Source organism: Halorubrum sp. F4 (genome assembly GCF_027257195.1).
Taxonomy (GTDB): domain Archaea; phylum Halobacteriota; class Halobacteria; order Halobacteriales; family Haloferacaceae; genus Halorubrum.
In genome coordinates this window covers 863172-884067 of record NZ_JAPDFS010000001.1, presented here as the reverse complement: position 1 = coordinate 884067, position 20896 = coordinate 863172, and the positions used below count along the sequence as shown (strand labels likewise).

The 20896-nt window shown below is 69.5% G+C and carries 22 protein-coding genes; 8 read left to right on the top strand and 14 right to left on the bottom strand.

Annotated elements, in window-relative coordinates; genetic code table 11:
* Window positions 1-25: 25 nt before the first annotated feature.
* The 3 genes from OKW78_RS04530 to OKW78_RS04520 form a co-directional block, all read right to left on the bottom strand.
* Complete coding sequence (locus tag OKW78_RS04530) at window positions 26-853, bottom strand: MBL fold metallo-hydrolase (RefSeq protein WP_281194104.1); 828 nt, start codon at window positions 851-853, stop codon at window positions 26-28.
* Window positions 853-2685: a radical SAM protein gene (locus OKW78_RS04525; RefSeq protein ID WP_281194103.1), complete on the bottom strand. Its 1833-nt coding sequence runs from the start codon at window positions 2683-2685 to the stop codon at window positions 853-855. Before OKW78_RS04525 ends, OKW78_RS04530 begins: the two co-directional genes overlap by 1 nt.
* Window positions 2686-2803: 118 nt before the next feature.
* The gene (locus OKW78_RS04520; protein ID WP_281194102.1) at window positions 2804-3154 is read right to left on the bottom strand and encodes a TrmB family transcriptional regulator; all 351 of its coding nucleotides are present in this window, start codon (window positions 3152-3154) and stop codon (window positions 2804-2806) included.
* Between the two features lie 114 nt (window positions 3155-3268).
* Here OKW78_RS04520 and OKW78_RS04515 point away from each other — a divergent pair, with 114 nt between their 5' ends.
* From OKW78_RS04515 to OKW78_RS04505, 3 genes are all read left to right on the top strand, one after another.
* Window positions 3269-3652, top strand: coding sequence for a hypothetical protein (locus OKW78_RS04515; RefSeq protein ID WP_281194101.1), 384 nt, complete (start codon window positions 3269-3271; stop codon window positions 3650-3652).
* 83 nt (window positions 3653-3735) lie between these two features.
* Complete coding sequence (locus tag OKW78_RS04510; protein ID WP_281194100.1) at window positions 3736-3891, top strand: hypothetical protein; 156 nt, start codon at window positions 3736-3738, stop codon at window positions 3889-3891.
* Window positions 3892-3895: 4 nt separating this feature from the next.
* Window positions 3896-4345, top strand: a complete 450-nt coding sequence (locus OKW78_RS04505) for an Hsp20/alpha crystallin family protein (RefSeq protein ID WP_281194099.1) — start codon at window positions 3896-3898, stop codon at window positions 4343-4345.
* A 32-nt stretch (window positions 4346-4377) separates the two neighbouring features.
* On the opposite strand, the gene OKW78_RS04500 is transcribed toward OKW78_RS04505, so the two are convergent.
* Window positions 4378-5562 carry an FAD-binding oxidoreductase gene (locus tag OKW78_RS04500; protein WP_281194098.1) on the bottom strand — a complete coding sequence of 395 codons (1185 nt, stop codon included), beginning with the start codon at window positions 5560-5562 and terminating at the stop codon, window positions 4378-4380.
* An 81-nt stretch (window positions 5563-5643) separates the two neighbouring features.
* On the bottom strand, window positions 5644-6426 hold the full coding sequence (locus OKW78_RS04495; protein WP_281194150.1) for an LLM class flavin-dependent oxidoreductase: 783 nt from the start codon (window positions 6424-6426) through the stop codon (window positions 5644-5646).
* Window positions 6427-6772: 346 nt separating this feature from the next.
* Here OKW78_RS04495 and OKW78_RS04490 point away from each other — a divergent pair, with 346 nt between their 5' ends.
* Entirely contained in the window at window positions 6773-7804 is a 1032-nt protein-coding gene (locus tag OKW78_RS04490) for a glutathione S-transferase family protein (protein ID WP_281194097.1), read from the top strand.
* 42 nt (window positions 7805-7846) lie between these two features.
* Here OKW78_RS04490 and OKW78_RS04485 read toward each other — a convergent pair whose 3' ends face one another.
* The 4 genes from OKW78_RS04485 to OKW78_RS04470 form a co-directional block, all read right to left on the bottom strand.
* Entirely contained in the window at window positions 7847-8173 is a 327-nt protein-coding gene (locus OKW78_RS04485) for a DUF5615 family PIN-like protein (protein WP_281194096.1), read from the bottom strand.
* On the bottom strand, window positions 8170-8400 hold the full coding sequence (locus OKW78_RS04480; RefSeq protein WP_281194095.1) for a DUF433 domain-containing protein: 231 nt from the start codon (window positions 8398-8400) through the stop codon (window positions 8170-8172). The genes OKW78_RS04485 and OKW78_RS04480 overlap by 4 nt, the downstream gene beginning before the upstream one ends.
* Window positions 8401-8544: 144 nt before the next feature.
* Window positions 8545-11061 (bottom strand): MMPL family transporter, encoded by a 2517-nt coding sequence (locus tag OKW78_RS04475; RefSeq protein WP_281194094.1) that lies wholly within the window; start codon window positions 11059-11061, stop codon window positions 8545-8547.
* Between the two features lie 60 nt (window positions 11062-11121).
* Entirely contained in the window at window positions 11122-13173 is a 2052-nt protein-coding gene (locus tag OKW78_RS04470; protein WP_281194093.1) for a COG1361 S-layer family protein, read from the bottom strand.
* A gap of 256 nt (window positions 13174-13429) precedes the next feature.
* On the opposite strand from OKW78_RS04470, the gene OKW78_RS04465 reads away from it, so the two are divergent.
* Window positions 13430-14083: a TetR/AcrR family transcriptional regulator gene (locus OKW78_RS04465; RefSeq protein ID WP_281194092.1), complete on the top strand. Its 654-nt coding sequence runs from the start codon at window positions 13430-13432 to the stop codon at window positions 14081-14083.
* A 41-nt stretch (window positions 14084-14124) separates the two neighbouring features.
* Here OKW78_RS04465 and OKW78_RS04460 read toward each other — a convergent pair whose 3' ends face one another.
* Entirely contained in the window at window positions 14125-14826 is a 702-nt protein-coding gene (locus OKW78_RS04460) for an HD domain-containing protein (RefSeq protein ID WP_281194091.1), read from the bottom strand.
* Between the two features lie 582 nt (window positions 14827-15408).
* On the opposite strand from OKW78_RS04460, the gene OKW78_RS04455 reads away from it, so the two are divergent.
* The 3 genes from OKW78_RS04455 to OKW78_RS04445 all read left to right on the top strand — a co-directional run bounded on the left by OKW78_RS04455 (window position 15409) and on the right by OKW78_RS04445 (window position 17235).
* Window positions 15409-16242 carry an alanyl-tRNA editing protein gene (locus tag OKW78_RS04455; RefSeq protein WP_281194090.1) on the top strand — a complete coding sequence of 278 codons (834 nt, stop codon included), beginning with the start codon at window positions 15409-15411 and terminating at the stop codon, window positions 16240-16242.
* 98 nt (window positions 16243-16340) lie between these two features.
* Window positions 16341-16670: a transcription factor S gene (locus OKW78_RS04450; protein ID WP_281194089.1), complete on the top strand. Its 330-nt coding sequence runs from the start codon at window positions 16341-16343 to the stop codon at window positions 16668-16670.
* 52 nt (window positions 16671-16722) lie between these two features.
* Window positions 16723-17235, top strand: coding sequence for a hypothetical protein (locus tag OKW78_RS04445; protein ID WP_281194088.1), 513 nt, complete (start codon window positions 16723-16725; stop codon window positions 17233-17235).
* Between the two features lie 51 nt (window positions 17236-17286).
* Here OKW78_RS04445 and OKW78_RS04440 read toward each other — a convergent pair whose 3' ends face one another.
* The 4 genes from OKW78_RS04440 to OKW78_RS04425 form a co-directional block, all read right to left on the bottom strand.
* Window positions 17287-17586, bottom strand: a complete 300-nt coding sequence (locus OKW78_RS04440) for a DUF4242 domain-containing protein (RefSeq protein WP_281194087.1) — start codon at window positions 17584-17586, stop codon at window positions 17287-17289.
* A gap of 95 nt (window positions 17587-17681) precedes the next feature.
* Complete coding sequence (locus tag OKW78_RS04435) at window positions 17682-18245, bottom strand: hypothetical protein (protein WP_281194086.1); 564 nt, start codon at window positions 18243-18245, stop codon at window positions 17682-17684.
* 59 nt (window positions 18246-18304) lie between these two features.
* Window positions 18305-18730: a methylglyoxal synthase gene (locus OKW78_RS04430; RefSeq protein ID WP_281194085.1), complete on the bottom strand. Its 426-nt coding sequence runs from the start codon at window positions 18728-18730 to the stop codon at window positions 18305-18307.
* Window positions 18731-18829: 99 nt separating this feature from the next.
* Complete coding sequence (locus OKW78_RS04425; protein ID WP_281194084.1) at window positions 18830-20755, bottom strand: beta-CASP ribonuclease aCPSF1; 1926 nt, start codon at window positions 20753-20755, stop codon at window positions 18830-18832.
* Window positions 20756-20896: the final 141 nt, after the last annotated feature.

Sequence of the window (20896 nt, the reverse complement as noted above, 5' to 3'; positions counted from 1 at the left end):
ACCCGTCGTCGGGAACGACCCCCGGCTACCCGTCGTCCCACGCCGCGTCGATCCGCCCCTCGGCGGCCAGCTTCTCGAGGTGTGTACGAACCGTCGCCCGCGCGAGGTCCGCCACGCCGGTCAGGTCCTTGTCGTAGGCCGCCTCGAGGACCGCGTCGACGTCGGCCGCGCCGGCCTCGACCGCCGCGAGCACCCGCTCCTCGCGGGCGAGCCGGTGGTCGATCAGGCGCTCGCAGGTCGTGGTCGGGTCCTCGATCGTCGGGCCGTGGCCGGGGTACAGCCGGTCGAAGCCGGAGTCGCGCACTCGTTCGAGACTCGCGAGGTACTCCCGGAGGTTCCCCTCGGGCGCCCCGACGACGACGCTTCCCTCGGCGACGGCGAGGTCGCCGACGAGGGCCGCGGTGGCGGGGTCGTCCTCCTCCTCGACAACGAACGCGACGTGGTCGGGCGCGTGTCCCGGGGTGTCGAGCGCGCGGACGCCGGTCGTCCCGAGCGTGTCGCCGTCGCGGAACGTCTCGTCCGGCTCGGTACCGGTCGCGTCGCGAAACCGTTCGACGTGGTCCGCGTGCGCGTGAACGGTCGCGTCCGTCCGGTCCGCGTAGTCGGCGACCGCGCCGACGTGGTCCGGGTGGGTGTGCGTGACGGCGACCGCCTCGATCCCGGATCCGTCCGCCGATCCGTGTGACGCCGCGGCCTCGTCGAGGTCGTCCGTCCGGACCGCGGGGTCGACGAGGAGACCGTTCGCGAGGTAGGCGTTCGTCGTTCCCGTCGTCGCGCGGGTGTCGACCGGGAGTTCGACGCGGGTGACCGTCGGCGACGGGGGACCGCTCCCGCCGGTTCCTGGCGATGCCATCAGTCCCCTCGACCGAGCGACGATCGGGACGCCGGGCCGGGCCCGGACCCGGGACGGTCGCGGCCGGGGATCGGGACCCTCGCGTCGCCGGCAACCGCGAACCGCGAGAGGTCGGCGACGCCGGCGTCGACCTCGCCGACGTCGTCGTACGGTCTCCCCACGACGACGTCGCCCGCCGTGTTCCGGTTGATCCCGGGGATCGCGGTCAGCTCGTCCATCGAGGCCGCGTTGACGTCGAGCGGGTAGGGAACGCCCGTCACGGAGCGGTAGCCGTGGTCCGTGATCGCCACGTCGATCGCGGTGCCGAGCTCGCGCTCGCCGGGAACCGCGACGAGCAGGGCGTAGGTGCCGAGCTGTCGGCCGAACGTCTTCCCGTCCTGGTGGTACTCGAGGTGGACGTCCGGGAGGACGGTGCCGGGCGGAACCACCCGGTCGAGCATCGGGTTGTCGATCGTCTCACGGACCTCGCGTTTGTAGGAAGCGAACTGGTCCTTGTGCTCCTGGGCGATGTCCGCGCCGGTCTCGGCCATCTCGGTGCCGGCGAAGGCCATCACCTGCCGGACGTTGATCCGTCGGAGCATGAGCCCCTCGTCGTAGACGCGCCCGAGGAACCGCTTGTTGTGCTCGTACGTCTCCGGGCGCTCGCCCTTCAGTCCGTGAACGAGGTTGATCCCGGGCAGGAGCTTCGGGAGCCGCGGGCTCGCGTCGGGGCCGGTGGAGGGGCCGTACCGCCGGTCGTCGTCCGGACCGGGGACGCCTCCGGAGTCGCCGGCGAGCGGGTCGCCCGGCCGCCAGCCGCCCTCCTCGTTGACGACGCGGACCGCTTCCAGACACTCGTCGGCGGTGACGAGCAGGTTGTTCTGCTCCTGAACGACTGGATCCGCGGACTCGAGGCCGAACGCGGCCGTGTCGCCGGGCGTGTTGTGCTCGGCGATGACCCGGATCGCCTCGCGGGACGCCTCCGGATACTCCACGATCGTCACGGGGTTCATGTTGTCGAGGTGGAGCGTCTCCAGGTCGGGCGCGACCGCGCGGATCCCGCCGTACAGCTCCCGCAGCGCGTCGGGGTTCGGGGCCTCGCCGTCGCCGCCGAACGCGAGGATGTCCGCCTGGCGGCCCAGCCGGAAGTGTTTGACCCCCCTGTCCGAGAGCGCGTCCACCTCCTCGACGACGGAACGCGCCTCGCGGAACGCCGGGTTGCCGTACAGCGGCTCCGTACAGAACGAACAGCGGTAGGCGCAGCCGCGGGAGGTCTCCATCTCGCAGATGAGGTAGTCGGGGTGGTTGGGGTGTTGCTCGACGACGAACGCGCCCTTCGCCGCCCACCGATCGACCTCGTCGTTGTCGCGCATCCGGTTTCCGAACCCCTCGAGCCCGTTCGCGACCAGGTCGTGGGCGGCGGCCTCGACGTCGCCTTTCGCGACGAAGTCGTAGTCGAGGTCGTCGCGCTCCATGTCCTGTGCGCCGGCGTTCTCCTCGCCGACGCCGAAGCGGACCGGCCCGCCGAGCAGCGTGACGCCGTCCGCGGTCCAGCCGAGCTCGCGGACCTCGTCCGGCTCGGCGGGCGTCCCGCCGACGTAGCTGCCGGGGACGGTCATGCCCCCGACGTAGACGAAGAGGTCCGCGTCGGCGACGTCGGCGTGTTTGCGCCGGTCGTCGCGCAACTCGTCGATGGTGTGGTAGGTGATCGAACCCTCGGGGACGCCCGCGTCGATGAGCGCGCCGGCCGTGTACCGCGGGTACGTCGAGACGTACGGCGGCACGCCGAAGTGCGCCGGCTCGTCGACGTACCCGTCGACGATGGTGACGGAGAGATCGGCCGGGTCGGTCATGTTGGCCCGTCGTAGACGGCCGAGACGGAAAACGCGTGCGGAACGTGGGGCCGGCGATCCTCAGGATCGATCTCCGAAACGGATCGTGTCACAGATATTCGGAGAGCGCTTCGACCGCTCACTCGTCGTTCCCCGCCCCGTCTCGTGCTGCGGCCAACCACTCCTCCCGGCTCTCGGAACCGAGTTCCTCGTCGAGGAATCCCGCAGTCGAGGCGAACGTCATCGCGTTCCGAACCGCGTCGAGGTCGCCGATGGCCCAGTAGGGCTCCCGGTGTCGAACCAGATCGCGGTCCGCGAGCCGTTTCAACACCGGATGGATCGAGTTCTCGTTGATCCCGGTCGCCTCGGCGATCTCGACCGCCTTGTACGCCTTGTCACGATTGTGGATCAGGAACCCGATCACCCGTTCCGCGTTCGTCTCCCGCTCGTCCGGATCGTGTGAGTCGAACTCGTCGATACCGATGGGCATGCTTCGAGGATCGTCGGTTCAATATATAAATGTATGTCTGTATTCTTGTACTAGTGTATCTATTTCGTCGGATCCCTCCGACCGTTTATGACCGATCGGGGCGAACGATCGCGTATGTTCCCCCGCCGTGCGACCCTCCTCCTGTACGTCTCGCTCGGGCTGTTCGCCGCGCTCGCCCTCGCCCGGGTCGTCGAGTCCGGCTCGGTCCCGTGGCTCCTCGTCGCCGCCTCCGCGCTCGCCGTCGCCGTGCTCGCGGGTCCGGTCGCCTGGATCGCCCGTGATCGACTCCCGGCGGCGCGACGCGCGGTCCTCTTCCGGATCGCGTTCCTCGGCGGGACGGCCCTCTTCACGCTGTATCTCGGCGTCTCGCTGGCGTTCGGCGTCCCGTTCCTGTTCGTGTCGGACGGCGTTCTCCTCGGCGTGATCTGTGGAACCGCCGTCGTCCTCCTCGCGGAGCGGACCGTCGTTCCGGAGCGGCTCCGGGGCTCCGGAATCTGAGGGGGACTCGGGTTCGAAGGAGACCGGCGTCCGGATCGCCGGCCCCACGTCGTTTAAGCCCTCGCCGACACAAGGGACCGGTAATGCCATCCACGATGGAGGTCAAATGCGAGAGCGACGACTGCGAACTCGACATGTTCGAGAACCACTACACCTACGACCTTCCCGACGACCACGCCGTCACGGACCTGACGTGTCCGTACTGCGGGGGGGACGACCTGTCCGAGATCGAGGTGTAGCCCCGTGACCCGCATCGTCGACACCGGGCGTTCGATCGTCCGCCGCACCCTCGAGCGTGTCGGCCGCGGCTGGAGCAAGATGCAGGAGCGCCGCCCGCTCTCCTCGGACCTCCTCGAGAGCGACGACGCCTACCTCGTCGTCTTCGACGCGCCCGGCGTCCACGGCGAGGACGTGGACGTGACGTTCCTCGACCACACCGTCGAGGTCCGGCTCGACCGCTTCCGCGACTTCTACGACGGCTTCGACGTGGTGTTCCCCGGCCGCGGGCTCACCCTCTCGGGCAGCGCCGAGCTTCCCGCCGACGCCGACGTGACCCCTCACGGCGCGAACGCGACGCTCACCCGGAACGGCACGCTACAGGTCGAGATCCCGAAGGACGGCGCGGCGGAGGCGGTCGACGTCGTCGAGGAGGGCGAGGGACCCGCCGTCGACGCCGACTCCAACGACGCATAGTTCGGCCGGACGGCGGTCCTTCCCTCTCGATATCAGCGGTTCCGTACCGACATCCCTTCCTCGATCTCGAACGTCTCGTCGCCCTCGAATCGGCCCGGATCGAACGCCCCGACCCACGGCGAGTCGTCGTCGCCGACCGCCGCGCCCGACAGCGACGCGAGGACGCCCTCGGCGAGGATCTCCCCGGTCGCGGGGGCGCGCATGAACCCGTGGCCCTGCCAGCCGGCGGCGACGAAGACGTCCTCGGCGACGGGGCCGAGAAGCGGGTCGCCGTCGGGCGTGGCCGTGCACACGCCGGCCCACGCACGCTCCACTTCGGGGTCGTGGTCGGCGCGCTCACGGAGCGCCGCCGAGACGTTCTCGACGAACCAGTCGTCGCCCTCGCGGTCGTACGCGTCGGGATCGGCCTCGAACGGCTCGGTGCCGTCGCCGGCCAGCAGTCCGGTCGGGTGCGGCCGGAAGTAGACCCCGGCGGTCGCGTCGTACGTCATCGGCCCGTCGTAGGCGACTCGGCTCGTCAACGCCTGGACGCGATACGGTTTCACCGGCACCGCGATCCCGGCTGACTCGAGGAAGCGCTCGGTGTGTGCGCCGACCGCGACGACGACGGCGTCGTACGCCCGCTCCTCCCCGTCGATCCTGATGGTCGCGCCCGCGTCAGCGACGAGTTCGACCTCGGCGTCGGTCTCGATCGTCACGCCCTCGCGTGCCGCGCGCTCGCCGAGCGCGACGACGTAGCTCCCGGGATCGGCCCACCCTGCCCCCTCGCCGACCGCGGCGACCGCGAGGTCGTCCGTCGAGAGCGGGAACCGCTCGCCGAGGGCGTCGGGCTCGACGACCGAGACCTCCCGGCCGTGCTCGCGCATCCGCGCGACCGTTTCCGGCACCGCCTCGGCGTCCTCGTCGCCCTCGCGGATCGCGATGACGTACGGACAGGGTGTGAACTCGAATCCGGGCAGCGTCCGATCGAACCCGCGGAACCGCTCCATCGCGCGCGCGCCGATCGCCGCGTCGACGTCCTCGGCGTAGGCGTCGTATAGCACGCCGGCCGCCCGGCCGGACGCGCCGCTCGCGAGGTCGTCGCGCTCGAAGAGAGTCACGCTTGCGCCGCGCGCGGCCAGGTCATGGGCGGCGGTGACGCCGACCGCGCCGCCGCCGACGACCGCCACCGCGGGATCCGAGGGCTCCACGCCGTTCGAAGGGTTCGAGTCCGTCATCGGCGGCCCTTCTCGAAGCGGTGATAAAAACGGTCCGGCGACGGGGCGTTCGTGTCGCCGCCGACGGGAACGCCGCGGCCCCTACGACAGGAACTCGTCGATCCCGCGGGCGGGATAGCCGACGACGCGATCGACGCCGGCCTCCCGGAGCTCCTCGACGCGCTCGCGGACCGTGGTCGGCGATCCGACGAGCGCGAAGTCGCGCGCGGCCGCCGAGAGGACCTCGCGGGTCCGTCCCGTGGCGGTCGCGTCCGTCGGCGGGGTCCCGTCGTCCGTATCGCCTCCATCGGGCAGCGCGCGGGAGACCGGGCGTCGCCGGGAGACGTACGCCCCGACCGCCTCCAGCACTGCGTCCTCGTCGTCGGTCAGCACGGTCGGCGCGTAGACGGCTATCTCGCCGTCGAACCCGGCGGCGCGGAGCGCACGGGCGTCCCGATCGGTCGACCGCGAGAGCAGCTCGTACTGCGTTCCGCCGGCCGCGAGCGCGAGCCGCTCGACGCCTTCAGTTCCGATCCAGGCGTCCGGCGCGACCTCCCGGGCGGCCCCGAACCGCGGGGCGATCGCCCGGGACGCCTCCGACTCGTCGAGGTACGCGCCGTGCCCGGCGACGAGCAGTCGACGCGCCCGGTCGGGGATCCGGTCGAGCAGCGAGTCGTCGCCGAGCGGGTCGAAGCCGTCGGCGCGGACCGGCGTGGTGACGTACAGCGACTTCTCGTCGGCGATCGCCTCGAGCGTCGCGGCGTCCGGGAAGTGCGCTCGACCCTCGTAATCGATCGCCACGCGGTCGACCGGCAGCTCGACCGCTCGCGAGACGTCACACTCGGCCGGCTTCAACGCGGCCGCGTCGATGCCGGCACGGACCATCGGGCCCGCGTCCTCGGGGAACTCCCGGTCGGACGTCCCGTGGTCCGACGCCTCGCGGTTCGGCTCGGTCGCCTCGCTCTCGCTACCGGTCAACATCCCGTTACACCCCACGTCGATCGGCGAGCGGCCGTCGCCCGCGCTGTCCTGTCCGTGCTCACGTAGAACTCCTCGTTACGATCGCGGAACGCGATCCATCGCCTGTGCGGCCATGACGGAGACACGTACCGCGTCGGCCGAGTTAAAGCCGTCGGCATGCGGCAACGATCGCGCTCGAGGATCGGAGGACTCGACCCGGTGACGCCCGTGTCCCCGGCCCGGTTATCCGTCTCGAGACCGTTGTACGCCCATGAACCAGCTCGTCGACGGCGAGTGGCGGACCGGCGCGTACGAATCGACCGACGAGGAAGGGGCGTTCCAGCGGGGGGAAACCACCTTCCGGAACTGGATCGCCGGCAGCGACGTGCCCGGTCACGTCGACGCCGAGCCCGACGAGCGGTTCCAGCCGGAGGCGGGCCGGTATCACCTGTACGTCTCGTACGCCTGTCCGTGGGCGCATCGCACGTTGCTGGCGCGGTCGTTGCTCGGCTTGGAGGACGCGATCGGCGTCAGCGTCGTCGACCCGTGGCGTGGCGAGGACGGGTGGCAGTTCTCCCCGGAGAAGGAGGGATGTACCCCCGACCGGATCCACGGGAGCGATTACCTCCGCGAGCTGTACGTCGAGGCCGACCCCGACGCGACCTGCCGGGTGACCGTCCCCGTCCTCTGGGACACGAAGGAGGACACGATCGTCAACAACGAGTCCCGCGAGGTCCTGCGGACGTTGACCACCGCCTTCGACGACCTCGGCAACGACGTCTCGCTGCTTCCCGGCCCCGACGACGACGCGACCGTCGCGGACGTCGACGAGGTCATCACCGAGATCTACGAGCCCGTCAACAACGGCGTCTACCGCGCCGGCTTCGCGACCTCGCAGGCCGCCTACGACGACGCCGTCGACGACCTCTTCGGCGCGCTCGACCGGTGGGACGAGCACCTCGCCGACGACCGCTACCTCGTCGGCGACTCGCTCACCGAGGCCGACCTCTGTCTGTTCACGACGCTGGTCCGGTTCGACCAGGTGTACCACACGCACTTCATGTGTAACCGGCAGTACGTCCACCAGTACGAGCACCTCTGGCCGTACCTGCGCGACCTGTACACCACCCCGGGCGTCGCCGACACGGTGGACATGGCCCACATCAAGGAGCACTACTACACGACCCACCCGGACGTCACTCCGAGCGGGATCATCGCTCGCGGCCCCGACCTCGACTGGGAGGCCCCGCACGATCGTGACCGGCTCGCCGGGTCGCCGCCGACGCCGCGCGCCGACGACTGAGCGGGGTCCTGGATCGGATCCGGCGAGGATCTCCGTGATGGATTATAAGTACTGAATCGACGGATCGCCGTCGGATCGGTTCTGTAGATGTTCATCGACGACTTTCACGACGTCACCGATCTGCCGTCCGGCCTGTTGTACGTAGATCAGGTCCCGATGCTCCAGTCCTTGACCTTCGACAAGCGTGAGAAAATCGTCGTCGAACGTCAGTAGAAGCCAGTCGTTTTCGACCGCATACCGCAACTGCTCGCGGTCCGCGTCACCGAGCGTACCCTCGTTTCGTGCGGTGTGAACCGTCCACCCGCGTCTGGTGAGCCCGTCAGCAACCGGGATCCAGATGCTCTCGTCACAGTACAACGGCCGCGTCATGCGGATGCTGGTTCGGACGATGCCGATCGGAAGTCGTCGATGTGGTCGTAGTAGTACGCGAGTGCCCGATGGACGTCCCCGAGACTGAGGTCGGGATACAGTTGCGTGATCTCGTCGGGACCGTAGCCGCTGTGCTCGTATGCCGAGGCGACGTCTTTTACACGGATCCCCGTCCCCTCGATCGTCGGCGCACCGTTGCTGTGTTCGGAGTCCCGGACGATTCCCATACCACGGATTGACCGTACACTGACTTGAAACGCGTGGTTGAGTGGCTCAAACGGGTTTTTCCGCTCGACACGCGATCGTTAGTGATCGACGGGTTCACTCCGTATCGTCTCCGAACGGCCGGATTTCAGCGGATCTCTCCGATCCTACCTTCCGCCGCGTTCCACGTCGCGTGCCGCCTCGTCCTCCTCCCCGAGCGTCGCCTCCAGCCCGAGTCCGACGCGGGATCCGTAGCGGTCCCAGACGACCACCAGCGACGGCACCAACACGATGGAACAGAGGTACGCGTAGAACACGCCGAGCGCGAGGAGCGCCCCGAACTCCTGGATCAGCGGGATCACGGCGAGCCAGAGGACGCCGAGGCCGGTGACGGTCGTGAGCATGCTCCCGGTGAGCGCGCCGCCGGTCCCGCCGATGGTGACGTCGAGCGCCTCCTGGATCGGCATGCCGGCCTTGTACTCGTCGACGAACCGGTGGACGAAGTGAACGGTGTAGTCGACCCCGAGCCCGATCGAGACGGAGAGGATCGGCGCGTTGATCGGCGTCAGCGGGATGTCGAGGACGTACATCGACCCGGCCAACAGCCCGACGGTCGCCAGCACGGGAACGAGGTTCAACGCGCCGTACACCGCCTTCCCTTCCAGATACCGGTACGAAAGCATCAGGAACGCCGCGGTGAGGACGAACGCGGCGATCAGGCTCCGAACGGCCGAGTCGAGAAGCAGCTCGATCACGGCCTCGTTGACCACGAGCTGCCCCGTCGCGACCGCCGTGAGCGGGGTGCGTTCGGCGAGTTCACGGACGTCCGCGACCGCCTCCGCGTCGTCGACGCCGGGCCGGATCGTGTAGTCGATCCGGGCGCTTCCACGGTCGGCGGCGATGTATCCGCGCGCTTGCCCCTCCGCCGAGGAGTCGAGCAGTTCGTCGTACACCTCGTCGACGTTGCGGTCCGGGACGCCCGTGCCGAGCCGGTCGTTGCGCTCGACGGTCCGACGGAACTCGGGATCGTTCTCGGCGTGGTCCTCGATCACGGTGACGATGCTCGTCGCGGAGGCCCGCCGCTCGTCGGTCGTCGCGAAGGTGTCCGGCGGGTTCCGCGTGGTCCGGTCGATGAGTTCGAGCGAGTCGTCGTCACGGACCGACTGATCGACGTACAGCGTCACGGAGCCGACGAAGCTCTGGTCGAACTCCTCCTCGAAGAGGGTGAGCACGTCGAGGAACGTGTAGTCGGTCGGCGCGAGCGGTTCGGGGAGTTGGCTGTACGTCTCCAGACGCCCTTCGTCCGGGAAGAACGCCTCCTCGGAGAACTCGGTGTCGACGCCCGTCCCGTACGCGCCGCCGAGCGCCCCGCCGAGGAGCACGACGACCACGACGAGGACCGGCGCGATCCGGGAGAGATCGACGCCGACGTGGAGGAGAGTTCCGAGCCGTGACCCGCCGGTCCCGAGCGGCGTGGACCCGAACTCGGGGATCGGCAGCCGGTCGCGAACCCGGTCGACGAGCACCTTCGCGGCGGGGAGGTAGACGCCGAAAACCATGAGCGTGAACACCATCCCCACGGCGGCGACGATCCCGAAGTCCCGGTTCGGGTCGAACGGGCTCACGACGTTGGCGATCAGGCTGACCACGGTCGTGATCGTCACGAGCAGGAACGCGATGAACAGCTGGTCCGTCGTCGTCCGCATCGAGTCGCCGATCCCCCCACCGTCCAGCCGCTCCTCGCGATAGCGGTTGATGATGTGTATCCCGAAGTCGATCCCGACCGCGACGAGAAGCGGGAAGACGGTGATGAGCGAGTCGGAGAAGGGGATCCCGGCGTACCCCATGAACCCGAACGTCCACAGCACCGACATCCCGAGCGCGGAGAGCCCGAGCGCCATGTCGATCGGGTCGCGATAGGCGAAGAGCAGGAACAGCAGGATCAACACGAGCGCCGCGGGGAAGACGATGATCGCGGTGTCGGTCAGAAGCGCGTTGATCTCGCTCTGGAGGATCCCGTCGCCGAACAGGATCGCGTTCTCGCCGGCCTCCATGCCCGGAACCGAGTCGACGACCTCGACGCTTCGGACCTGGAGGGTCTCGACCCGAGCGGTCGTCGCGGCGTCGGGCACGTCGTAGGTGACGCCGACGATCGCGGCCCCGGCCCGCTGTGCGGTCGGGTTGTAGTCCGTCGACACCTGTGCGGCCACCGCGCCGGACTCGTCCGCGGCCTCGATCGCCGCCGCCAGCTCCCGCGGCGTCGCCTCCGCGACCGCGTCGCGCTGTTCGCCGGGCGTCTCGGCCGACGGATCGAGCCGTCTCGCGATCGCGTTCGCGTGGCTCGTCGTCGACGCGACCCGCAGCGTCGAGCGGGACTCCAGTCTGTCCTGCGTCTCGAGGATCCGCACGAGCGCGTCCCGCGAGAGGACGTCGTCCCCCGTGACGATCACCTGTGCGGAGGTGGCCGATCCGCCGATCGAGGACTCGAACTCCTCGTCGATCTCGTCGAGCGCCTGCTGGGCCGGGATGTCCTGGGTGAACTGGTCGGCCCCCGCGGACGTCGAGATCGCCGTGACGCCGCCGAGCGCGACGACGCTCACGAGCAGGAACGCGACGATGACGGCCACCGGCCGGTTCGTCGCGAGCTCGTCGATCCGCTCCACCGCCCGATCGGCGGCGGTCACGGTCGCCTCCGGCTCGGCTCGGATCGTTCGGCGGCTCGCGTTCCGGGTCCGGTCATCGGGTCACTGTCGCCCGCGGTACCAGACCGCCCCGCCGGCGAGCACGACGAGGACCAGGACGCCGAGAACGATCGTGGCGATCGGGGGGCCGCCGCCGTCGTCGACGGGTTCGGACACGTCGAGCGGGTACTGCGTCACGTCGGAGATCCGGTCGTTTCCGCGCTCGTCGTCGTACCGGAAGTCCAACTCGAGCGGATACGTCCGCTCGCTCGCGCTCGCGGCGGCCGACACTTCGAACCGGATCTCGGTCGACTCGCCGGGCTCGAGCTCGTCCACGAACGCCTCGTCCTCGACCGCCGAGATCGGGTCGTCGGCGTAGAGGCCGGCGTTGATCGACGAGAGCGTCTCGGGACGCTGGTTGGTGATCTCGAAGGTGATCCGCCGCGTCTCGCCGGCCGGCACGACCGGGTCGTCGGCCTCGATGGCGAACTCCGGTCGACGCGGAGCGACCTCGATCCGTGCGGTCGACTCGTCGGTCAGCGTCGCGTCGTCGCCCGCGTACTCCACGGTGAACCGGACCTGCCGCGGACCCGGATCGGCCTGACCGCTCACGTCGGCGTCGAACGAGAAGTCCGTGGACTCCCCGGGTGCGAGTTCCGGGAGCGCGTACCGGTTCTCGCCGAGCGTCACTCGGGTGCTCTGCGGTTCGGCCACGATCACCGCCTCGTCGACGGTCCGCGGACCGTCGTTGGTGAGCGTCCCGTCTATCGATCCGGCGTACCCGACCTCGAGGGTCGAGTCGACGCCGTCGACCGCGAACGACTGTCCGGGACCCACCTCGATCCGTGCGGTCGACTCGTCGGTCGCCGTGCGGTCCCCGCTCCCGTGTTCGACGGTGAACCGGAGCTGTCGCGGGCCGGGGTCGGCCTCGGGGGTCACGTCGGCGTCGAACGAGAAGTCCGTGGACTCCCCGGGCGCGAGGTCCGGGAGCGCGTACCGGCTCTCGGGGAACGTCACGCCGGGACTCGTCGACTCGGCGACGAGGACGGCGTCGTCGACCGCCAACGGCCCGTCGTTGGCCACCGTTCCGGTGACGTTCCCCGAGTGGCCCACCTCCAGGCTGCCGCCGACGCCGTCGACCGCGAACCGCTGTTCGGCGATCGGCGTCACCCCGACCCGCGAGGACGGCGAGGTGACCTCCGCTCCGTCGCCGTCGCGGTACTCGACGGCCGAGCGGAGGACGTACGTTTCGCCCGCGAAATCGGACGCGACCGACGAGTCGAACGCCACGGTTCGGTTCTCGCCGGGCTCCCAGTCGCCGACGAACACGTTCGGCGGGCCGTTCGCGCCCAGCGTGACGCCGCTTCCCGACGTGCTTCCCGTGACGATCGCGTCGCGGGCGGTCTCGTCGCCGACGTTCCGCAGCGTCGCGTTCACCTCGCCGGTCCCGCCGACCTGCGCGTCGGTGTCGGCCTCGACGATCGCGAACCGCGCCCCGTCGTCGACCACGACGGTGACGTGGAACTCCTCGGTTCGGGAGGAGTCGTAGTGGTTGGTCCCGTTGGGCACGATCGTCCTGGTGTACCGGTACCGGACGGTCACCTCGAGGTCGTACTCGCCGTCCGCCGCATCGTCGGGGACCGCGACGTCGATCGGGACCGATCTGGGCGTGCCGGTCGGCACGTCGCCGACGGCGATCTCGCCGGTCGTCACCTCGATCGGATCGTCCTCGTCCTCGGCTTCCGCCTCCAGTCGGAGGCTCCGTGCGGTCGTCACGCGCGGGTCGAGCTCGCTACCCATCTCCATCTCGCCCGTGTTGAGGAGGTCGACGGTGATCGTCGACTCCCCGCCGGTCGGAACCGTCGGCTGCGAGAGATACGCCTCGAGATCGGGTTCGCCACGGACCTGTCCGCGCGCCTGCCCGACCGCGTCATCGTCGAGGCCCGCGCCGCCGGGACTTCCGACCGCGAGCGCGGTCGCCGGAGTCGGATCGTCGGGAGAACCCGTGCTCGTGGTCTCCGTCTCCGCGGCGACGCCGGCGAAACTCCCGGCGGCGACGAGGAGCGCGACGGAAACGACGACGGCGACGGCCGTTCGCCCGCTCGGCGGCGTCACCGCTCACCTCCGACGTCGGAACATCGGTGAGAAGAGCTCCGGGGAACGGAGTCCCGAAACGCGAGGGTCGTACGCGGCCGGAGTGGGAGAGCGGGGCCGGAAGCGGGAACCGCGAGCGTGACGTCGCGACTCCGGAGGGGCGACCCTCCGAGCGCCGGTTGTCGAGTCATGGGTTCGTCTCTCCCGCCCGCGTCATAAGCGTGTTGAATGAACGTTCAATCAGGGTCGATATATACCCATGCCGGGTACACACCCTATGGATGACCCGTTCACGGAGCCGGCGAACACCCGCGAGGCCATCCTCGGCGCGGCGTTCCGCGCGCTCTGTGAACACGGGTACGCGGACCTCACGATAAAGCGGATCGGCGAGGCGTTCGAGAAGAGCCCCTCGCTCGTGTACCACCACTACGACGGGAAGGACGAGCTGTTGGTCGACCTCCTCGAGTACCTGCTCGACGGCTTCGAGACGGCCGTCTCGGGGAACGCCTTCGACCTCCCGCCGCGGGCGCGACTCGACGCCTACGTGGCCGCGATGACCGACCCCGGCGGCGTCGACGACGAGTACGCTCCGGACGGGCGGTTCCTCGTCGCGATGGTCGAGCTCCGCGCACAGGCGGCGACCGACGAGGCGTACCGCGAACACTTCGACCGGAGCGACCGGGTGTTCAGGCGGTTCCTCGAACGATCGGTCCGCGAGGCGGCCGCCGAGCCGGTCGTGGACGCGGGGACCCCGCCGGAGCGGGACGACGACGTCGACCCGGCGGCGGTCGCGGAGACGCTCCAGACGCTCGCCACTGGCGCGATGTTGCGCTGGGCGACGACGACCGACCGCGAGTGGACCGAGGCGGTCCGCGAGGAGTCGAGGCAGTACCTCTCGCGGACGCTGCCCGCGGTGGACCCGGACGCGTAGCTGGCCGGACCCGAGGGGAAACGGAGCCGTTCTCCGACTCGTTACGGTTCGACGACGCCCTCGGCGTTCATCCGGCTGACCTCCTCCTCGAGCCACTCGCGGATCCACTGGACCCGTTTGATCCGTTGGTGGGCGATGCTCTCGGCGGTGTCGGAGACGACGCGGTCGGTGTGGTCGCGGCCGCGGTCGAGGACCCGGTCGACCATCTTCGCGGCGTCCATGTGGGTGCGGGACTCGTATCCCATCCGCAACAGCATCAACACCGCGCCGTTCGCCCCGACCTTGTCGAGCACGTCGGCCTCGATCAGACACCGGCTCTCGAGGGGAACGTCCGCGAGGTCGCCGGTGTAGGAGTGGTCGACGACCGCGCCGCACACCTCCTCGATGAACGACTCGGGGTAGTTTCCGCGGCTCCGGAGGTACTCGCGGGCGACGCGCGCGCCGGCCTCGGCGTGGACGTCCTGGTCGACTTCCAGTTTGGCCACGTCGTGGAAGACCGCCGCCACGCGGACCACGTCGACGTCCGCGCCCTCCGCCTCGGCGATCTCCTCGGCGAGGTCGACCACGTTGAGGATGTGGTTGAAGCGGTACTCCGCCGAATGCCATGGGTACCACCGCATCCGGCCGCCGTCCTCCTCGCTCTCGACGCTGGCCGCGAGGTAGTCCCGCACGAACCGCTTCATCTCCTCGAAGTCCGCCTCGTCCACCTCCGTCTCCTTAATCTCGACGCCCACGGGGACCACCTCGGGCGAAAAACTCGTGATTCATTGCCGTAACCGAGGGGCGTTCCGTTCTTAGTCGTTACGACGAGGGGCGCAGAACGGGTCCTGCCCCGCCACGACGAACGCGTACGACGCCCGCGAGGGGGACGGAACGACCGACCCGCCGTCCGTGGTCGGCGGCAACGCCGCGCACGGCCGACGGCTGCCGGAGGCGCGCGGTACCCCGGCTCGCGGTGCCCTGGCGCGCCTCCGAGCGCCCGGTCGGGCGCGAGGAGCCCGCGAGGGAGGTGGCGGGCCGGCGCGAGCGTGGTGCGGTCCCGCGCCGGCCCGCCGCCGAGGCTGGGGAGGCGTGAGGTGCGGTACCGTGTGGTGTGGGGGTGGTACCGTGCGGGGCGGGACTCAAAGGGACTTTGGACGCGTGTTCTACAACCGTGCTCCCTGCTTCGCGGGATCGATCGACTGGACCGTTAGCGGCCTCCTCGACGCCGACATCCTCGACGGCAATCGAGTCCGATCCGATGGCTCCCGCCGTCGTACGCGTCGTCACTCCGACGTCCGTCGCGCTCGCGGGAGTTTAATATCGCCGACCACCTTCCGGGTCACGTGACCGAGCAACGCTACCTCGCCGACGACACGGTTCAGCGGTTCGAGGCGACCGTCGAGCGGACCCTCGAAGAGCGGGTCGTCCTCGACGGCACGCACTTCTACCCGACCGGCGGCGGCCAGCCCCACGACACCGGCGTCCTCCGCGTCGCGGACGATCCCGACCGCCACTGGCGCGTCGTCGACGTCGAGAAGACGGACACGGTATACCACACGCTCGCGCCCGTCGACGCCGACCGCGGCGGCCATGCCACTCCCACCGCGCTCCCCGAACCCGGAACCGCCGTGATCGGCGAGATCGACTGGGACCGACGTCGGGAACACGCGCGGTACCACACCGCACAGCACCTGCTGTCGGCGCTGCTCCTCGAGGAGTTCGACGCCCGCACGACCGGAAACCAGCTGTACGCCGACCACGCCCACCTCGACGCGGCCTACGACCGGTTCGACGACGACGACCTCGCACGGATCGAGACGCGGCTCAACGAGCTCGTCGACGACGACCGCCCGGTCACGAGCTACACGATGGACCGCGCGGACGCGGAGGCGACCCTCGACACCGACCGGACCCGGATCGACCTCCTCCCCGACTCGATCACCGAGTTGCGGATCGTCGAGATCGGCGGCGAGACCGATAGTGACGGCGGGAGCGACGATCCGCCCGCGGCCGGCGACGATCCCGACTCCACTCCCGACCCCTACGACCGCACGGCCTGCGCGGGGACGCACGTCGGATCCACGGGCGAGATCGGTACGATCGTCGTTACCGGCCGCGAGACGAAGGGGAGCGAGGAGGAGCGGGTCCGTTTCGCCCTCGCCGACCACGTCGCGTGAGATCCGACGGCCACCGTCCCGCCGGACCGTCCCGTCGGACCGGCCGGTCTCCGGCGCGGGATCCCGCCGTTTATGTGTGACCCCTCGTTGGTTCGTGCATGAAGTTCTGCGACGAGTGCGGCTCGATGATGAAGTCGGGCGAGGGCGAGGACCACTGGGTCTGTGACGCCTGCGGCTACGAGACCGATCGCGCCGAGGAGGAGGACGAGGAGGACGCCTGGACGACGCAGTCCCAGGAGGAGTCCGAGATCATCGACGTCAGCGACGCCGAGGACAAGGGGCTCCCGGAGACGACCGCCTACTGTCCGGAGTGCGGCAACGACCGCGCGTACTGGTACATGCAACAGATCCGCTCCGCGGACGAGTCCGAGACGCGATTCTTCGTCTGTACCGAGTGCGAGCACAAGTGGCGCGAGGACGATCACTGACCGGCCCGACCCACCCCCGTCGTTTACTTACGTTCCGGTCGAAGGGAGCGGCATGGAACCCCCGGTCGTCCCCGCCGAACGTCTCGACGGCTGGCGGCACGTCGACGACACGGCCGACCGTCCGTTCGCCGCGGGTCCCGTCTCGGTGACCGCGAGCACGGTCCGATACGAGCGGGCCGACCGCCCGGATCCGCGCCCCTTCTTCTTCGCGACCCGGCTCCGGATACGGCCCGAAACGCCGCCGAACGCGGCGCTCACACGGTTCGTCGAGAACCGAGCGCGTGCGGGGTTTCGCGACCGGCTCACGGAGCGCGACATCGGTGGGGTAGAGTCCCGCGGCGAGCGGACGATCGCGGTCGACGATCCCGACGCCACCGAGGCGACGCTCGCCACCTTCCGCGGTCGCTGTACGCTCGACGGGGAGAGGGTCCCGGTCGAGGCCCTGCTCGCGGTGTGGGAGGTCGGCCAGTACCTGCTCGCGGGCGGCGCGTACCGGCTCGACGAGGACGCGAACGACGCGCGACGGGAACTGCTCTCGCTCGTTCGCGCGGTACGTCCCGAGTGACGAGCGAGCGGAACTCCCGATCCCGGTCCGGAGGTCTCGACCGCCGGGTCCTCACTCGCCCTCGAGCGGGTCGCCGCGTCGGTCGATGCGCGTCGCCGGGAGCCCGGCCCGGTCGGCGTGTTCACGGATCGCCTCCTCGTCCTCGGCGCGATAGTGACAGAACGTTCCGGTCACGTCGCCGTCCTCGTCGGTCATGACCTCGGAGTCGACCCACTCGATGCCGACGCCCTCCTCGCGGAGCCGTTCGAGAACCTCCCCCGACTTCTCGCCCGCGGCGTCCAGTTCGTCCTCGGAGATCGGTTCGTCCAACTCGCGCAGGATCGTGAAGTCCTCCAGCTCTCCATCGGACATGCTTCGTCCGCACGTTCCCGGAGCCACGGGGATAAGGTCACTGCCGGCTCGGGATCGATAAGGTCACCGACGGCTCGGGGTCGAGCCGCCAGTCGTCAGCAGGGAACCGCATCGGCGGAAGATCCGACCGGCGGCCGGTCCTCCTCGTAGGTCGTATCGCCGATCGTGCCGTCGAACATCGGGAGCCGAAGCTCGTAGGCGTACAACAGGTCGAACGCCGCGAAGGGGTCGATCCCGGTGGCGACGAGCCCGGGCGCGTCCAGCCGGACGCCCGCCGCGAGCGTGACGAGCGCCTCGCCGTCGAGCGTCCCCGCGAGTTCGACGCCGAACTCGTCGCCGGCGGCGGGATCGGTGAGCACCGAGACGTGGACCAGCGCGTCGATCGTCGCCGGTGGGTCGCCGATCGCCAGCGGGTATCCCTCGCCGGCGAAACACTCGGTCAGCGGTCCGACCTCGCGGTCCGTGGCCCCTGTCGCTTCCGTGGTACCTTCGGACGATCCCGCGGGACCCCCGGTGACGACGCCGGGAACGACCGCGGTCACGACGAGGAGACAGAGGCAAGCGGTGATCAGGGATCGACCCGACGCGGCGGCGTCCGTCCCTTCCGCTGGCTCCTCGTCACGATCGTCTCCCGGTCTCGGATCCGACTCCCTCCCCATCGGGTCGGCCTACGACGACCCGGACATAAACCCCGCCGAGCCGATTATCGACGCTGAGATCAGTCGTCGTCGCGGAGCGGCGACCGCTCGTCGAGGAGTTCCTCGGCTATCGGCCCCTCCGTGCCGAGCAGGCCTCGAACGAGCAGCTCCGCCGATGCGAGGTTGGTGGCCACCGGGACGTCCTTCACGTCACAGACGCGCAACAGCGCGGAGATGTCCGGCTCGTGCGGCTGTGCGGTGAGGGGGTCACGGAGGAAGATCAGTCCGTCTATCTCGCCGTTCGCGACCATCGCCCCGATCTGGAGGTCGCCGCCGAGCGGCCCCGAGGCCTGCCGATTCACCGCCAGTCCGGTCTCCTCGGCGATGCGTTTCCCCGTCGTTCCGGTCGTCACCAGTTCGCACTCGCCGAGGACCTCCGCGTGGGCCTCCGCGAACGCCACCATCTCGTTTTTGAGTTCGTCGTGAGCGATGAGCGCGATGCGCATGGATCGGTATCGCCGCGACGAGGCTTAAAGGATCAGCCGCGGTGGGGCTCGAAACGTCGGCCGCGACGGCGTGGTTGGGGCCGCCGAACGTCCGGACGCCTACTTGAACCGGAACGTCTCCAGGTTCTTCGGCGCGAACGTCCGCATGTTGTAGTCGTGATACAGCGCCGACGAGAGGTCCTGGACGGAGCGTTCGTCGCCGTGGACGCAGAGCACCTTCTCGGGACGGGGGTTCATCGTCTTCACGAAGTTCTCCAGGCCCTGCCGGTCGGCGTGGCCCGAGAACCCGTCGACGGTCTCGACGCCCATCTCGAGCGAGAGGGTGTCGCCGCGGCCGCCGTTGCCCCAGTCGGAGACCGGGATCTCGTCCCAGCCGTTCTGGATCCGACGGCCCAGCGTCCCCTGTGCCTGGTAGCCGACGAACACGAGGTTCGAGTCCGGTTCGGGGCCAATGTGACGGAGCCACGACATGATCGGTCCGCCCTCGATCATCCCCGACGTCGAGAGGATGATACACTCCTCGCCGTCCGCGACGTCCTGGCGCTCGTCCTCGCCGCCGTCGATGTGGTTGAACTCCTCGGCGAGGAACGGGTTCTCGTCCTCGTGGAAGATCCGGTTCCGGAGGTCGTCGCGGAGGTACTCGGGGTAGGTGGTGTGGATGGCGGTCGCCTCCCAGATCATCCCGTCGAGGTGGACCGGCATCGAGGGGATGTCCCCCTCGCGCATCGCCTCCTCCAGGACGAGCATGATCTCCTGGGAACGGCCGACCGCGAACGCCGGGATGACGACCTTGCCGCCCTGCTCGTACGTCTCGTTGATGACGCGTTTGAGCGCCTCCTCGGAGTCCGCCTGATCGGTCTGGTAGTCGTTGCGGCCGCCGTACGTCGACTCCAGCACGAGCGTCTCGACCCGGGGGAAGTCGTTGACCGCGCCGTTGAACAGGCGGGTGTCCTCGTAGTGGATGTCCCCGGAGAAGGCGACGTTGTAGAGGCCGTCGCCGATGTGGAAGTGCGTCACCGCGCTGCCGAGGATGTGACCCGCGTTGTGGAAGGTGAGCTTGACGTCGGGCGCGATGTCCGTCACGTCGCCGAACTCCAGCGGGATCGTGTGTTTGATCGTCTCGCGGACCTGCGCGGACTCGTACGGCGGGGTCCGACCCTCCTTGGCCGCCACGTCGAGATAGTCCAGCTGGAGCAATCCCATCAGGTCGCGGGTCGGCTCCGTGGTGTACACCGGACCGTCGTAGCCGTACTTGAAGAGGAGCGGCAGGAGCGCGGAGTGGTCGAGGTGGGCGTGGGTCAACACGACCGCGTCGATCGTCGCCGCGCCCGCGCCGAGCGCCTCCGGAACCTGGAGGTAGGGGACCTCGCCTTCCGCGCCGGGTTTGTCCCCACAGTCTATCAGGATCCGGGTCTCGGGCGTCGAGAGCACGAACGCGGCGCGGCCGACCTCGCGACAGCAGCCGAGCGTCGTGATCCGGACCCACTCGTCGTCCGCCATCTCCTCGCGGTGGATCTGTCGACCGACGCGTTCGAGGATGTCTCGACGCTCCTCGCGTTCGTTCTTCAGGAAGTTCCGGACGTTCGAGACGGTCGAGGACTCGATCGGCGGCGTCCGGACGACTTCCGGGGTCCAGCCGATCTCCTGGGTGATCTCCCGAAGCGTGGAGCCCCGCCGGCCGATCACCATCCCGGGTTTCTCGGCCTCGATCATCACCTCTCCGGTGTCCTCGTGGAAGTCGAGGGACGTCACTCCCGCGTCCTCGGGGATGACGTCTCTGACCTCCCCTTCGGCCCGTTTCGGGGGGGACAACACCGACGGGTCCGGACGGACCGTGATACGCTTTCGGAGCTTCGAGGCGAGTCGCCGGATCAGGTCTCCGTCGCCCGCGAACCGCTTGGGGTCTCGGGTGTACACGACTAGCTCCGGTCCCTCGTATTTGACGTCCGTGACGCTCACGTCGTTCGGGACCTCCTGTTCTATCGTCGACTTCAGATTCTCGAGTTGCTTATCGACTTGGCTCATAGCTCACCGCGGGCCGTAGATCGCCGCCGCCGTCGGGTCGTGCCGGATCGGGTCCGATCGGATCGGACCGGGTCGAACCGGGTCGGATCGAACCGGGTCGAACCGGTATCGATACACGACGCGTCGCCGAATGCACGGACC

Excerpts from the sequence above, each read along its gene's own strand:
- OKW78_RS04525 (WP_281194103.1), bottom strand. The coding sequence starts at position 2,685 with ATGACCGACCCGGCCGATCTCTCCGTCACCATCGTCGACGGGTACGTC.
- OKW78_RS04480 (WP_281194095.1), bottom strand. The coding sequence starts at position 8,400 with ATGGGAATCGTCCGGGACTCCGAACACAGCAACGGTGCGCCGACGATC.
- OKW78_RS04530 (WP_281194104.1), bottom strand. The coding sequence starts at position 853 with ATGGCATCGCCAGGAACCGGCGGGAGCGGTCCCCCGTCGCCGACGGTC.
- OKW78_RS04500 (WP_281194098.1), bottom strand. The coding sequence starts at position 5,562 with ATGACGGACTCGAACCCTTCGAACGGCGTGGAGCCCTCGGATCCCGCG.
- OKW78_RS04510 (WP_281194100.1), top strand. The coding sequence starts at position 3,736 with ATGCCATCCACGATGGAGGTCAAATGCGAGAGCGACGACTGCGAACTC.
- OKW78_RS04465 (WP_281194092.1), top strand. The coding sequence starts at position 13,430 with ATGGATGACCCGTTCACGGAGCCGGCGAACACCCGCGAGGCCATCCTC.
- OKW78_RS04520 (WP_281194102.1), bottom strand. The coding sequence starts at position 3,154 with ATGCCCATCGGTATCGACGAGTTCGACTCACACGATCCGGACGAGCGG.
- OKW78_RS04485 (WP_281194096.1), bottom strand. The coding sequence starts at position 8,173 with ATGACGCGGCCGTTGTACTGTGACGAGAGCATCTGGATCCCGGTTGCT.
- OKW78_RS04430 (WP_281194085.1), bottom strand. The coding sequence starts at position 18,730 with ATGCGCATCGCGCTCATCGCTCACGACGAACTCAAAAACGAGATGGTG.
- OKW78_RS04450 (WP_281194089.1), top strand. The coding sequence starts at position 16,341 with ATGAAGTTCTGCGACGAGTGCGGCTCGATGATGAAGTCGGGCGAGGGC.
- OKW78_RS04490 (WP_281194097.1), top strand. The coding sequence starts at position 6,773 with ATGAACCAGCTCGTCGACGGCGAGTGGCGGACCGGCGCGTACGAATCG.
- OKW78_RS04440 (WP_281194087.1), bottom strand. The coding sequence starts at position 17,586 with ATGTCCGATGGAGAGCTGGAGGACTTCACGATCCTGCGCGAGTTGGAC.
- OKW78_RS04515 (WP_281194101.1), top strand. The coding sequence starts at position 3,269 with ATGTTCCCCCGCCGTGCGACCCTCCTCCTGTACGTCTCGCTCGGGCTG.
- OKW78_RS04495 (WP_281194150.1), bottom strand. The coding sequence starts at position 6,426 with ATGGTCCGTGCCGGCATCGACGCGGCCGCGTTGAAGCCGGCCGAGTGT.
- OKW78_RS04445 (WP_281194088.1), top strand. The coding sequence starts at position 16,723 with ATGGAACCCCCGGTCGTCCCCGCCGAACGTCTCGACGGCTGGCGGCAC.
- OKW78_RS04425 (WP_281194084.1), bottom strand. The coding sequence starts at position 20,755 with ATGAGCCAAGTCGATAAGCAACTCGAGAATCTGAAGTCGACGATAGAA.
- OKW78_RS04435 (WP_281194086.1), bottom strand. The coding sequence starts at position 18,245 with ATGGGGAGGGAGTCGGATCCGAGACCGGGAGACGATCGTGACGAGGAG.